General features: G+C 61.9%; 12 protein-coding genes. 2 read left to right on the top strand and 10 right to left on the bottom strand.

Annotated elements, in window-relative coordinates; genetic code table 11:
* Positions 1–34 precede the first annotated feature (34 nt).
* On the bottom strand, positions 35–1,294 hold the full coding sequence (locus NPS58_RS09925; RefSeq protein ID WP_274115186.1) for a TolC family protein: 1,260 nt from the start codon (positions 1,292–1,294) through the stop codon (positions 35–37).
* A gap of 204 nt (positions 1,295–1,498) precedes the next feature.
* On the opposite strand from NPS58_RS09925, the gene NPS58_RS09920 reads away from it, so the two are divergent.
* Both NPS58_RS09920 and NPS58_RS09915 read left to right on the top strand, forming a co-directional pair.
* Entirely contained in the window at positions 1,499–2,173 is a 675-nt protein-coding gene (locus NPS58_RS09920; RefSeq protein ID WP_274115185.1) for a heavy metal response regulator transcription factor, read from the top strand.
* Complete coding sequence (locus tag NPS58_RS09915) at positions 2,170–3,552, top strand: heavy metal sensor histidine kinase (RefSeq protein ID WP_274115184.1); 1,383 nt, start codon at positions 2,170–2,172, stop codon at positions 3,550–3,552. The genes NPS58_RS09920 and NPS58_RS09915 overlap by 4 nt, the downstream gene beginning before the upstream one ends.
* A gap of 17 nt (positions 3,553–3,569) precedes the next feature.
* On the opposite strand, the gene pdxJ is transcribed toward NPS58_RS09915, so the two are convergent.
* From pdxJ to NPS58_RS09870, 9 genes are all read right to left on the bottom strand, one after another.
* Positions 3,570–4,295: a pyridoxine 5'-phosphate synthase gene (gene pdxJ, locus NPS58_RS09910; RefSeq protein WP_425313057.1), complete on the bottom strand. Its 726-nt coding sequence runs from the start codon at positions 4,293–4,295 to the stop codon at positions 3,570–3,572.
* A gap of 62 nt (positions 4,296–4,357) precedes the next feature.
* Complete coding sequence (gene recO, locus NPS58_RS09905) at positions 4,358–5,041, bottom strand: DNA repair protein RecO (protein ID WP_274115182.1); 684 nt, start codon at positions 5,039–5,041, stop codon at positions 4,358–4,360.
* A 57-nt stretch (positions 5,042–5,098) separates the two neighbouring features.
* A complete protein-coding gene (gene era / locus NPS58_RS09900) occupies positions 5,099–6,001 on the bottom strand; it encodes a GTPase Era (protein WP_028943431.1) in 903 nt (300 codons plus the stop codon).
* Positions 5,994–6,683, bottom strand: a complete 690-nt coding sequence (gene rnc / locus NPS58_RS09895; protein ID WP_045185653.1) for a ribonuclease III — start codon at positions 6,681–6,683, stop codon at positions 5,994–5,996. The genes era and rnc overlap by 8 nt, the downstream gene beginning before the upstream one ends.
* Positions 6,680–6,805, bottom strand: a complete 126-nt coding sequence (locus tag NPS58_RS09890) for a hypothetical protein (RefSeq protein ID WP_274115181.1) — start codon at positions 6,803–6,805, stop codon at positions 6,680–6,682. Before NPS58_RS09890 ends, rnc begins: the two co-directional genes overlap by 4 nt.
* A gap of 130 nt (positions 6,806–6,935) precedes the next feature.
* Positions 6,936–7,790 carry a signal peptidase I gene (gene lepB, locus NPS58_RS09885; RefSeq protein ID WP_274115180.1) on the bottom strand — a complete coding sequence of 285 codons (855 nt, stop codon included), beginning with the start codon at positions 7,788–7,790 and terminating at the stop codon, positions 6,936–6,938.
* A 5-nt stretch (positions 7,791–7,795) separates the two neighbouring features.
* On the bottom strand, positions 7,796–9,595 hold the full coding sequence (gene lepA / locus NPS58_RS09880) for a translation elongation factor 4 (RefSeq protein WP_274115179.1): 1,800 nt from the start codon (positions 9,593–9,595) through the stop codon (positions 7,796–7,798).
* Between the two features lie 203 nt (positions 9,596–9,798).
* Positions 9,799–11,220, bottom strand: a complete 1,422-nt coding sequence (ltrA, locus tag NPS58_RS09875) for a group II intron reverse transcriptase/maturase (protein ID WP_003253430.1) — start codon at positions 11,218–11,220, stop codon at positions 9,799–9,801.
* Positions 11,221–11,690: 470 nt separating this feature from the next.
* A complete protein-coding gene (locus tag NPS58_RS09870; protein WP_274115391.1) occupies positions 11,691–13,073 on the bottom strand; it encodes a DegQ family serine endoprotease in 1,383 nt (460 codons plus the stop codon).
* Positions 13,074–13,175 lie beyond the last annotated feature (102 nt).

Below are 13,175 nucleotides of genomic sequence, written 5' to 3'. Positions count from 1 at the left end.
CAGGCGGCGACAATCAAAAGATGGGAAAAGGCGTTCAACGACTGGCCAGGCTCAAGTCGCCAAAGATGCGTTCCAGGCGTACCCGCGCATCGCTGCGCTGGGCCTGGGCCTGCAGGTACTGCAAGCGGGCCGCGACCAGGGTGCGCTGGGCATCGAGCACATCGAGAAAGGCGAACTTGCCGCGTTCGAAGCCGCGGGTGGCAGCGTCCAGCGCTTGCTGCGCAGACGGCAGGATCGAGCGATCGAAAGACTGCACTTCCTGCTCTGCAGTCCCCCACTGGGCCAGGGCCTGGATCACTTCGCTGCGCAAGCGCAGCTCGGCGCCGTTGCGCTGATCGCGGGCCTGGTCGGCGCGGCGGGCGGCCGAGAGCACGTTGCCCTGGTTACGGTCGAACAGCGGAATCGGCATCGACACCCCGACCACATTGATGCGCTCACGATCGGTTTCGCTGTACTGGCTGCCGACGCTCACCGTCAGGTCGGGAATGCGCTGGGTGCGCGCAAGGTCCAGTGCGGCTTCGCGCTGGTCGATCTGCAGCCGGGCCAGGCGCAGGTCGGGGGTGTGCGCCAGGCGGTCAAGCAATTGGCTGCGACTGGGCACCACAGCGTCGTTGTCATCCAGGCTTTCGACCCGGCTGAAGCGAGCCGTGGACGCCCCCGTCACGGTGGCCAATTGCTGGTAGGCCACGGTCAACGCTTGCTCGGCCCGGGCCTTTTCCAGGCGAATTTCCGACACCTGAACCTGCGCGCGGGTGGCCTCTACCGGCGAGGCGCTACCTGCCTTGACCCGCCCCTGTACTACTTGCAGGGCACGCTCGCTCAACTGCAGGGATTGCTCGGCCAGCTGCAAGCCTTCCTGGGCCTGCACGGCAGCCTGGAAAGCGCCGATCACGTCGGCGCGCAGCACATTGCGCTGGCGTTCAAGCTCCAGCGCCGCAAGCTCGGCATCACGCCCGGCGACGTTCAGGCGCGCACCGCGTTTACCGCCCAGCTCGAACATCTGGCTGACACTGACGGTGGTGGTCTGCGAGCCGTTGCGAGTGTCTTCCATCTCCCACCCCACCTCCGGGTTGGGCAGTACACCAGCCTGGCGCCGCTGGCCTTCGGCAATATCGATTTCCCACCGCGCCGCCGCCAGCTCAGGGTTGTTGGCCTGGGCCGCCTGCAAGGCGTTGTCGAGAGTCAGCACGTTGCCTTGGCCCGATGCCAGGGCCAGCGATGGCAAGGCCAGTAGTACCAGCATCAGCAACATGCGGCCACGGCCTGCGCCGGGCCGGTCCAGGGAGAAAAGCATGGCAGGCTCCTGCGCCTTTTTCGGAGCCCGCACTGTAGTAATCGGGGTTTATCCCCAAGATGACTCGAAAATTACAAATCTGTTATCCAGCCGACGACGCCCGGCAGATGACTTAGTATCCGCCGCTCGACGCCTTTTCAGCCCTTGACCTTACAGCTGCTTCAGGGTTGAGAATCACCGCCTTTTACACCACCGAGTCATCTCATGCGTTTACTGATCATCGAGGACGAGCTTCGTACCGCCGACTACCTGCAACAGGGACTGAGCGAGAACGGTTACATCGTCGATTGCGCCCACACCGGCGCCGACGGCCTGCATCTGGCCCGCCAGCAGGCCTATGACCTGATCATTCTCGACGTCAACCTGCCCGAACTCGATGGCTGGACCGTCCTCCAACGCCTGCGTGCCGACTCCAGCACGCGCATCATGATGCTCACGGCCCACGGCAAGCTTTCGGACCGGGTCAAAGGCCTCGACCTGGGCGCGGACGACTACCTGCTCAAGCCGTTCGAGTTTCCCGAGCTTCTCGCCCGTATCCGCAGCTTGTTGCGCCGCAACGACCAGGCGCTGCAGCCGAGCACCCTGAAAGTCGCCGACCTGGAACTGGACCCCGGTCGCCACCGCGCCTACCGCAACGGCCAGCGCATCGACCTGACCGCCAAGGAATTCGCCCTGCTGCACCTGCTGATGCGCCAGAGCGGCGAAGTGCTGTCGCGTACCCAGATCATTTCGCTGGTGTGGGACATGAATTTCGATTGCGACACTAACGTGGTTGAAGTCTCGATCCGCCGCTTGCGTGCCAAGATCGACGACCCGTTCGACGACAAGCTGATTCACACCCTGCGCGGTGTGGGCTATGTACTCGAGGCGCGCGAATGAAACCGGCACGCCTGTCGCTGCGCCTGGGCTTGAGCGTCAGCGTGATGGGTGCGGCGCTGGTGCTGCTGCTGGCCTGCCTTGCGGTCCTGGCCCTGGACCATGAGCTGGACAGCCGGGCACGCAAGAGCCTGATCGCCAAGATGAGCCAGATCGAACACAGCCTGAGCATCGACCTCAAGGCCGGCGACCTGCAGACCCGCGCCCATCCGCTGCTGGATGTGGTCATGGGCCATGACAACCTGAGCCTGAGCGTGATCGCCCTGACCGGTCGGCATTCGGCCTTGTTGACCCTGGGCCCGGGTCTTGAAGCCGACAGGCTGCTGCAGATCCACAGTGACGAACACCTGACCTTCAGCCAGTGGCAGGACAGCAGCGACAATCAACTGTTGACCGCTTCCCGGCTGATGCGCCTGCAGGACGGCACCGAGGTGCGGGTGCTGCTCACCGTCAATCGCGCCGACGACAACAGCTTACTGCAGGCCTACCTGCGCTCGACGCTGTGGGCCCTGCCCTTGCTGGTGCTGCTGATCGGCTTTGCAGCCTGGAAGCTGGTGCAACGCGGGCTGACCCCACTTCGTCGATTCCGGCGCATCGCCGAACAAGTGTCGGCCCAGCAACTGACCTTGCGCCTGCCCGAAACGGGACTGCCCCAGGAACTCAGCGACCTGGCCAGCAGCATGAACGTGATGCTCGACCGCATCGATGGCGGCGTGCAACGCCTGGCGCAGTTCTCCGACGACCTGGCCCATGAACTGCGCACCCCGATCAGCAACCTGATGGGCAAGGCCCAGGTCACCCTGGCCCGGGAGCGACCGGTCGAGCAATACAAGGAGGCGCTGGAAACCAGCATCGAAGAACTGACCCGCCTCAACCGGATCATCAACGACATGCTGTTTCTCGCCCAGGTCAGCCAGCCGCAGACCCAGGTGCCGCTAAAGCCTGTGAATCTGGCGGACGAAGTCACCCGGGTAAGCGAACTGTTCGAGTTCAGTGCCGAGCAAAAAGGCATCGCCCTGCGTCACCAGGGGTGGGGCACGGTCATGGCGGATCGCTTGATGGTGCAGCGCGCGCTGTCCAACTTGCTGAGCAACGCCATTCGCCACAGCCCCTCGGGGCACGCGATTGACATTGGTATCGAGCGCTGCGGTGACGCGCTTTGCCTGTGGGTCGAGAACCGAGGTCCCGGTATTGCCCAGGAGCACTTGTCGCACCTGTTCGAGCGCTTCTATCGCGCAGGCTCGGGGCGGTCGCGACTCGAAGGCGGGACGGGGCTGGGATTGGCGATCGTGAAGTCGATCATGCAGGTGCATCGAGGGGAAGTAGAGGTGCGTAGCGAACTCAATGGCGTGACGCGGTTCAGCCTGGTGTTTCCTGACTGAACCGCTCCAATCAGGAATTAGCTGCGGCTGGCAGCCATGATCAGCGCTTTCATCTCGGCTACCGCCGACTTGAAGCCGACGAACAGCGCATGAGCCACCAGCGCATGGCCGATGTTCAGCTCATTGATGCCCTTGATGGCCGCAACCGCTTCGACGTTGTGATAGTGCAGGCCGTGACCGGCATTGACGATCAGGCCCTGGGCCAGGCCAAAAGCCACGCCGTCGGCGACGCGCTTGAGCTCTTCGGCGACTTCGGTCGGGGTTTGCGCATCGGCATAGCGACCGGTGTGCAGTTCGATCGCAGGGGCGCCCACCCGGCGCGAGGCCTCGATCTGGCGCTCGTCGGCGTCGATGAACAGGGACACTTCCGAGCCCATGCGCGAGAGGCGCTCAACCGCAGCCTTGATCCGCGCTTCCTGGCCAGCCACGTCCAGGCCACCTTCGGTGGTCAGCTCCTGGCGGGTTTCCGGTACCAGGCAGATGTGCGCCGGGCGAATGCGCTCGGCGAACGCCATCATTTCTTCGGTCACGCCCATTTCGAAGTTCATGCGCGTCTGCAGCACGTCCTTGAGCACCAGCACGTCGCGCTCCTGGATATGCCGGCGGTCTTCGCGCAGGTGCACGGTGATGCCATCGGCGCCTGCCTCTTCGGCATCCAGTGCGGCCTTGACCGGGTCCGGGTAGCGCGTGCCACGCGCCTGGCGCAGGGTCGCCACGTGGTCGATGTTCACGCCAAGCAGCATGCGGTTGCTTTGAGTCACGAAGAGGCTCTCCTGAAAATTGAGCCTCACAGCATACGACGTGCTCAGCGCTTGCGAAACAGTTCCCGACTGACCAATGGCCGTCCACCAAGGTGCACGGCCAGTGCCTGGCGCATCAGGCGCTTGGCGGCGCCCAGCGCGCCGGGTACATCCCAGTCGGCATTGGCCATGGCCGCAAGCTCGGCGCCGGTGAACAAACCGGGTTGCAGCAGGTAGACCCGCTCGAGCCCCGCGTCCACCTGCAGGCGGTACAGACCGTCTACCGCCAGGGGCTCGCCGTTGACGTCCTGATCCAGGGCAAAGCCGTAGCCAAGCTCATCCAGCAAGCGCCATTCGAAGGCGCGCAGCAAGGGTTCCAGCGGCCTGCCGGCGCCCAGCGCCTGCAAGGTGGCCGCGTACTGCTCGAATACCACGGGATTCGGGTCTTCGGCGGGAAGAAGGCGGATCAGCAACTCGTTGAGGTACAGGCCGCTGAACAATGCATCGCCGTGCAGCCAGGCCGCCGTACCGACGCTGTCCAGGCGGCCGACGGTCTTGAGCTCGCCACGACCGCGAAACTCGACTTCAAGGGGCACGAAGGGACGGACCTGGCTGCCGCCTTTGCCACGGGCACGGCGCATCACTGCGCGCAGGCGCCCTTGCGGGGTGAGGAAGTCAACCAGCGCGCTGGTTTCACGGTAGGCCCGGCTGTGCAGCACGTAGGCCGGTTGGCCAACTGGCAGATCCATGAGTAGCGCTTCGAAAGAGGTTCGACCCGGCAGCGGACGCTACCGGGCCTGAAGGGATCAGAGGTCGCCGTAGCCCAGCGAACGCAGGGCGCGTTCGTCGTCGGACCAGCCACCCTTGACCTTGACCCAGAGGTTGAGCATGACCTTGGCGTCGAACAGTACTTCCATATCCTTGCGCGCCTCGGAGCCAATACGCTTGATGCGCTCGCCCTTGTCGCCAATGATGATCTTCTTTTGCCCGTCCCGCTCGACCAGGATCAGCGCGTGGATGTGCAGGATCTTGCCCTGCTGCTTGAACTCTTCGATTTCCACGGTGATCTGGTACGGCAGCTCGGCTCCGAGCTGGCGCATGATCTTTTCGCGCACCAGTTCAGCGGCCAGGAAGCGGCTGCTGCGGTCGGTGATCTGGTCTTCCGGGAAGAAGTGATCGTTTTCCGGCAGATGCTTGGCGATCAGGCCTTCCAGGGCTTCGAGGTTATGGCCCTGCTGCGCGGAAATCGGCACGATCTCGGCGTTTGGCAGCTGCTCCTGCAGCCACTGCAGGTGCGGGATAAGGTCGGCTTTCTCTTCGATCCGGTCGGTCTTGTTGATCGCCAGGATCACCGGGCCCTGCACGTATTGCACACGCTCCAGCACCAGTTGGTCTTCGTCGGTCCACTTGGTGCGGTCTACCACGAAGATCACCACGTCGACGTCCTTGAGGGCGGCCGAGGCGGTCTTGTTCATGTAGCGGTTGAGCGCCTTTTCGTTGCTCTTGTGCATACCCGGGGTATCGACGTAGATCGCCTGGATATCACCCTCGGTCTTGATACCGAGCATGTTGTGACGGGTGGTCTGCGGCTTGCGCGAGGTGATCGCCAGCTTCTGGCCCAGGATATGGTTGAGCAGGGTCGACTTGCCCACGTTCGGGCGGCCGACAATGGCAACATAGCCGCAGCGGGTAGTATTCGTATCAGTCATTGCCATTCTCCACGCCCAGGGCGATCAGTGCTGCGGCGGCCGCCACTTGCTCGGCGATACGCCGGCTAACACCCTGCCCTCGGCTTTTTTCAGTCAAAAGGGTCACTTCGCATTCGACGAAAAACGTCCGGCAATGGGGTTCACCTTGAATATCCACCACTTCGTATCGCGGCAGGTCGCAGGCCCGCGACTGCAGGAATTCCTGCAGACGGGTTTTCGGGTCCTTGTTGGTATCTACCAGGGTCAGGCTCTCGAACTCACCGGTCAGCCAGGCCAGTACGCGCTCGCGGGCGGTCTGCATGTCCGAATCCAGGTAGATCGCGCCAATCAGCGCCTCAAGGGCGTCGGCCAGGATCGACTCGCGACGGAAACCACCGCTTTTCAGCTCGCCTGAGCCCAGGCGCAAGTACTCGCCCAGGTCGAAACCACGGGCCAGCACGGCCAGGGTCTCGCCCTTGACCAGGCGTGCACGCAAGCGTGACAGCTGGCCTTCGCGCGCCTGGGGGAAGCGCTCGAACAGCGCTTCGCCGGCGACGAAATTGAGGATCGCATCGCCGAGAAACTCGAGGCGTTCATTGTTGCGCCCGGCAAAGCTGCGGTGCGTCAGGGCCAGCAGCATCAGCTCCTGGTTCTTGAAGGTGTAGCCGAGCTGGCGCTCGAGGCGGCTCAAGGAAACGCTCACAGTGTACCCACGCGCAGTTCGTGGTCGAGGTAAAGGCCTGGCGCCTGGGCGCAAGGCTCGCACTTTTGTTCGTGCAGGGCCGCCATCGGGGCCGCTGCCGTCGGATTCAACGCTTTGTTCAAATCAACATCCTGAAAGACAGTTTGGCTCATGCCCACCGGCGTCGGCGGCCCAGGTGGATCCGCAGATCCCTGAACACAGCCTATGCCAGAAATGCATTCGGCGCTGTCCCAGGACAGCGCCGTTGTGGTGTTACTTGATCAGACCCACCCGCGAGAGGTTCGGGAAGTGGCTGAGTTTGGGCTCTGGCCAGCTCATCCAGACCGCGAAGGCCTTGCCGACGATATTCTGGTCCGGGACCATGCCATGCAGCGCCTTGGGAATATTGGGATCATCCCAGTAACGGCTGTCGTTGGAGTTGTCGCGGTTGTCGCCCATCATGAAGTAGTGACCGGCCGGCACTGTCCATTGCTGGTCAGGCGGCATGCGGTAACGGCTCATTTCCTTGCGAATCAGGTGCTCGGTCTCGCCGAGTTTTTCCTTGTACAGCTCGGCGCTGCCCAGGGTTCCCGGCTCGGTGCCGACCAGTTGCTCGGCAATCGGTTGACCATTGACGAACAGCTTCTTGTCGCTGGTGTAGCGAATCTGGTCGCCCGGCAGGCCAACCACACGCTTGATGTAGTTGACGTTAGGGTCGCTCGGATAGCGGAACACCATCACGTCGCCCCGCTGCGGGTCACCCACTTCGATGACCTTCTTGTCGATCACCGGTAGGCGAATCCCGTAGGAAAACTTGTTCACCAGGATGAAATCGCCCACTTCCAGGGTCGGCTTCATCGATCCCGACGGGATCTGGAAAGGCTCGACCAGGAACGAACGCAGCACCAGGACAATGAACAGCACCGGGAAGAACGACTTGCCGTACTCGACCAGCAACGGTTCCTTGTTCAACTGCTCGACCACTGCCATTTCGGGCTGGCTGACGCTGCCCTGATAGTTGGCAATTGCCGAACGCCGGCGCGGGGCCAGGAACAGCAGATCGACCAGGGCCAACAGACCGCAGACGGCAACGGCGATGACTAGCAACAGCGGGAAATTTAGCGACATAGGACCTAACTATCCAACCTGAGCACGGCGAGGAAGGCTTCTTGTGGAATTTCCACGTTGCCGACCTGTTTCATGCGTTTCTTACCGGCCTTCTGCTTTTCCAAAAGCTTGCGCTTACGGCTCACGTCACCACCGTAGCATTTGGCCAGTACGTTCTTTCTGAGCGCCTTGACAGTGGTTCGCGCCACAATCTGCCCGCCAATGGCGGCCTGGATTGCCACGTCGAACATCTGCCGAGGAATCAGTTCCTTCATTTTCTCGGTCAATGCGCGGCCCTTGTAGTGCGCATTGTCGCGGTGAACGATCAGCGCCAGGGCGTCGACCTTGTCACCGTTGATCAGTACATCGAGCTTGACCAGATTGGCCGACTGGTAGCGGTCGAAATGGTAGTCCAGCGAAGCATAGCCGCGGCTGGTGGACTTCAGGCGATCGAAGAAGTCCAGTACCACCTCGTTCATCGGCAGGTCGTAGCGCACTTGCACCTGCGAGCCGAGGAACTGCATGTCGCGCTGTACGCCGCGCTTCTCGATGCACAGGGTAATGACGTTGCCCAGGTGCTCCTGGGGCACAAGGATGGTGGCAGCGACGATCGGCTCGCGGAAGTCTTCGACCGAGGACACATCCGGCAACTTCGACGGGTTGTCGACGTAGATGGTCTCACCGGTCTTGAGCTTGACCTCGAAGATTACGCTTGGCGCGGTGGTGATCAGGTCCAGGTCGTATTCGCGCTCCAGGCGCTCCTGGATGATCTCCATGTGCAGCATGCCGAGGAAGCCGCAACGGAAGCCGAAACCCAGTGCATCCGAGCTTTCCGGCTGGTACTGCAGCGACGAGTCGTTGAGGGTCAGTTTCTGCAATGCATCACGAAAATCTTCGAAATCATCGGAGCTGACTGGGAACAGACCGGCGTAGACCTGCGGCTGGATACGTTTGAAACCTGGCAGCACCTCGACCTCTGGGGTCGAGTTCAGGGTCAGGGTATCGCCTACTGGCGCCCCATGGATGTCCTTGATGCTGGCGATGATGAAGCCTACTTCACCGGCTTTGAGGTCTGCAGTCTGGGTGTGCTTGGGAGTGAATACCCCGACGCTGTCGACCAGGTGCACCTTGCCGGTGGACTTGACCAGGATCTTGTCGCCCTTCTTCACCCGGCCGTGACGTACGCGTACCAGGGACACGACGCCCAGGTAGTTGTCGAACCAGGAGTCGATGATCAGCGCCTGCAGGGGCGCGTCGATGTCGCCGGTCGGTGCAGGAATGGTGTGCACCAGACGCTCGAGCACCTCGTCCACGCCCATGCCGCTCTTGGCGCTGCAGGCCACGGCGTCGGTGGCGTCGATGCCGATGATCTTCTCGATCTCGTCCTTGACCTTGTCTGGATCTGCCTGGGGCAGGTCCATCTTGTTGAGTACCGGCATGACCTCAAGGCCCTGCTCGATGGCGGTGTAGCAGTTGGCTACCGACTGGGCCTCGACGCCCTGGCCGGCATCGACCACCAGCAGTGCACCTTCACAGGCCGCCAGCGAGCGACTGACTTCGTAGGTGAAGTCAACGTGGCCGGGGGTATCAATGAAGTTCAGCTGGTAGGTTTTGCCGTCCTGCGCCTTGTAGTGCAGGGTGACACTGTGGGCCTTGATGGTGATACCGCGCTCACGCTCCAGGTCCATGGAATCGAGTACCTGGGCTTCCATCTCACGCGCGGTCAAGCCGCCGCACATCTGGATGAAACGGTCCGCCAGGGTCGACTTGCCATGGTCAATGTGGGCGATGATGGAGAAATTGCGGATATGACTCAAATCACTCACGGGTCAACACTCAAAAAGGCTGCGGGACGAACGCCCACCGAAAAATAGCCGGGAATTGTACCTGAAGCTGAAGGGATATGGGAGATTCCGTGTTACCACTCGCGACTGCCTCGCGACAGTATTGATACTCCCATCGAGTAGGAGGCGGATTCACACCCGCCGTCCTCTCACACCACCGTGCGTACGGTTCCGTACACGGCGGTTCAGGTTACGCGGCTAAGCCGGTTAATCGTATCCAGTATCGAGACCAGCCCGAGCCGGTCCCACAGTTTCTTTGGCAGCGCGTAGTTCATATGTTGCGCTCCCGAATTCCACCATGGACCTCGGCCATTGAAGGCTGACTTGTTGGCACGCTCCTCGCTCAACCCCAGGCGCATCAAGTTTCTCAGCCTCGTGGGAGGCTGCTTCCATTGACGCCAGATGACGCAGCGGAGTTTGTGCCTGACCCAACCATCCAGTTCCTCAAGCGGCCGCTTGCTCTGGCTGAGCTTGAAGTAGCTAGCCCAGCCTCTCAGGACGGGGTTGATCCGCTCGATGACAGTCGCCATTTTGCGAGCCCGTACGCTGCGCAGCAGCATTCTGAGCCGGTCGCGTAAGCGGTCTAGGCTCATCCTTGCCACGCGCAGCCTTGGCTGCTGGTGCCAGCTTATCCCATAGCCTAGGTAGTCGCACTTCCACGCCCTTGCCACTTGGCTTTTCTTCCTGTTCACCGTCAGCTTCAGACGTTCTCTCAGGAAGCGCTCGACGCTGACCAACACCCGTTCGCCGGCCCGGGGACTGCGTACATAGATGTTCGCATCATCGGCATAACGTACGAAGCGATGGCCCCGTCGCTCCAGCTCGCGGTCGAGTTCGTCGAGCAGGATGTTCGACAGCAACGGCGAAAGCGGGCCGCCTTGCGGCGTCCCCTCCTGCCGTGGGCTGACGACACCGCCCGACATGATCCCGGCTTCAAGGTAGCGGCGGATAAGCCTGAGTACGCACTTGTCTTTGATCCGACGTTCGATGCAGGCCATGAGGATGTCGTGATTGACCCGATCGAAAAACTTCTCCAGATCGAGTTCCACGCACCAGCGGTGTCCCGCTGTCACATGAGCACGAGCCATCTCGATGGCTTGATGCGTACTTCTGCCCGGACGAAAACCATAGCTGTAGTCCGAGAACAGTGGGTCGAAGATAGGTGTGAGCTGCTGCTGCAGTGCTTGCTGGATCAGGCGATCCACGACGCTGGGGATTCCCAGTTGCCGTGTGCCGCCCTGCGGCTTGGGAATTTCAACCGCTCGCACTGCTTGGGGCTGGTATTCACCGGCCAGTAACCTGGCCTTGAGGGTTGGCCAATACTGTCTCACGTAGCCCGCCAAGTCAGCAACCGTCATGCCATCGGCACCCGGTGCTCCCTTGTTGCTGACCACGCGTTGATACGCACGTCTGAGGTTGGCCGGTGCAAGCACCCGCTCCATCAGCGTGTCCGGCTCCGCGTTCGTCCACGTCACGGACGCCGTCGATACCTTTGCACTGTCAGGCGTCACCCTCGGCTTCTGGCCGGAGCTCGGGATGACAGTTTCCGCTGTGGGAAATTTCTGCATTACGGTTACCAACGAGACGGCGACGCCTACTGGCGGCATAACCTGTTCGGCCCTTGGTGGCGCGGTTAACCGCCACTTACTACGGCTTCGGCTGACTTCTGCACGCTCATCCCGTCGCCTTTCGACGCGCGGTAGCACAATGGCAAACGTACAGATCTCCCAGGGTAATTCGCGCGACCTTCCTGCTTATGCCTGTCGGATCTACGTCACAGCGTTCCGTGCAAGTATTGGGCTTTGGCGATTTGTGCCACCTCACCCCGCTGTGCCGCCTCTATCCGCTTCCTGTTCGTCAGGCCAGCATTTTGCCTCGGGCTTCCTTCAGATTCGCGGTCACCCGCGACACCCTTGCCTCCGGCTAACACTTCCCCTTGCCGGGTGTGTAGAGGACTTTCACCTCCAAGTCACCCGCTTGGCCACCACAGCCAAGCGGGTTGCGCTTACGCGCAACGCGCCATGCCTGGCGCACACAAAAAAGGGCGGCTTACGCCGCCCTTCTCCGTCAATCCAGCTTATTCAGCCAGTTTGAAGGTAATGAAGCTGGCACGCCCCTGACGCAGCACGCGCATCGACACCGAACGGTTTTTCGGCAGCTCCTTGGCGATTTCGGTGAACTGCTTGGCTGTCAGGATCGCCTGGTTGTTCAGGTGACTGATGACATCACCCGGACGCAGGCCAATCATGGCCGCAGGACCGTCCTGGACTTCCTTGATCACCACACCGCCCTTGAGCTCGAGAGTCTTTTTCTGCTCGGCGGTCAGGTCGGAAACCGACACTCCGAGGCGGTTGCTGCTGCGCTCTACACCGCCGGTGGCGCTGGTGGTGATCTCGGCGTCGTCGTCAGGCAGCGCGCCGATGGTGACATCCAGATTCTGGCGCTTGCCGTTGCGGATGATCTCCAGCTTGGCCTTGGCGCCATCCTTCAGGCCACCGACCAGGTGCGGCAGGTCGGCCGACATGACGATCGGCTGACCGTTCATGCTCAGGATCACGTCACCCACTTGCAGGCCGCCCTTGGCTGCCGGGCCATCTTCCAGCACCTGGGCTACCAGGGCACCGGAAGGCTTGTCCAGGCCAAAGGATTCAGCGAGGTCCTTGTTGACCTCCTGGATCACCACGCCCAGCCAGCCGCGGCTGACCTTGCCGTCTTTCTTCAGCTGGTTGGAGACATCCAGCGCCACATCGATCGGGATCGCGAACGACAGGCCCATGAAGCCACCGGAACGGGTGAAGATCTGCGAGTTGATACCCACCACCTCACCGTTCATGTTGAACAGCGGGCCGCCGGAGTTACCGGGGTTGATCGCAACGTCGGTCTGGATGAACGGCACATAGGTGTCGTTGGGCAGGGTACGACCCTTGGCACTGACGATACCTTTGGTCACCGAATGGTCGAAACCGAACGGCGAGCCGATGGCCAGCACCCACTCACCTACTTTGAGCTTGCTCGAGTCGCCCAACTTGACGGTCGGCAGGTTCTTGCCTTCGACCTTGAGCAAGGCCACGTCGGTGCGTGGGTCGGTACCGACCAGCTTGGCCTGCAACTCGCTGCGGTCCGACAGACGGACAATGATTTCATCGGCGTCGGCAACCACGTGGTTGTTGGTCAGAACATAGCCATCGTCGGAGATGATGAAGCCCGACCCCAGGGATTGCGCTTCACGCTGGCGGTCACCGCGCGGCGAGCGCGGGTTCTGGGGAGGCATGTTGCGTTCGAAGAACTCGCGGAACATCGGCGGCAGGCCTTCGAGGTCTGGCATCTGGCCTGCTGCGTACTTGCGGTCCGGCAGTTTCTGCTTGGTCGAGATGTTCACTACTGCAGGCGAAGCCTGCTCGACCAGGGTGGTGAAGTCCGGAAGGGCTTCGGCCTGGGCGGTGACCACCTGGCCGAGCATGAACACGGCGGCGAACAACGATAGGTAGGTTTTCAAGCGTGGTATTGACATACGGCTCCCGTCACTTCGAGCGTGGTTAGCAGTAGGGCCCTGCAGAAGCAG

The organism is Pseudomonas putida (assembly GCF_028682455.1).
Taxonomy (GTDB): domain Bacteria; phylum Pseudomonadota; class Gammaproteobacteria; order Pseudomonadales; family Pseudomonadaceae; genus Aquipseudomonas; species Aquipseudomonas putida_AA.
This window is presented reverse-complemented; position numbering and strand designations above follow the sequence as displayed.

Coding starts and splice junctions, on each gene's coding strand:
- recO (WP_274115182.1), bottom strand. CDS start 5,041: ATGGATCTGCCAGTTGGCCAACCGGCCTACGTGCTGCACAGCCGGGCC.
- pdxJ (WP_425313057.1), bottom strand. CDS start 4,295: ATGCTGCTTGGCGTGAACATCGACCACGTGGCGACCCTGCGCCAGGCG.
- ltrA (WP_003253430.1), bottom strand. CDS start 11,220: ATGCCGCCAGTAGGCGTCGCCGTCTCGTTGGTAACCGTAATGCAGAAA.
- lepB (WP_274115180.1), bottom strand. CDS start 7,790: ATGTCGCTAAATTTCCCGCTGTTGCTAGTCATCGCCGTTGCCGTCTGC.
- NPS58_RS09915 (WP_274115184.1), top strand. CDS start 2,170: ATGAAACCGGCACGCCTGTCGCTGCGCCTGGGCTTGAGCGTCAGCGTG.
- NPS58_RS09920 (WP_274115185.1), top strand. CDS start 1,499: ATGCGTTTACTGATCATCGAGGACGAGCTTCGTACCGCCGACTACCTG.
- era (WP_028943431.1), bottom strand. CDS start 6,001: ATGACTGATACGAATACTACCCGCTGCGGCTATGTTGCCATTGTCGGC.
- NPS58_RS09925 (WP_274115186.1), bottom strand. CDS start 1,294: ATGCTTTTCTCCCTGGACCGGCCCGGCGCAGGCCGTGGCCGCATGTTG.
- NPS58_RS09870 (WP_274115391.1), bottom strand. CDS start 13,073: ATGCTCGGCCAGGTGGTCACCGCCCAGGCCGAAGCCCTTCCGGACTTC.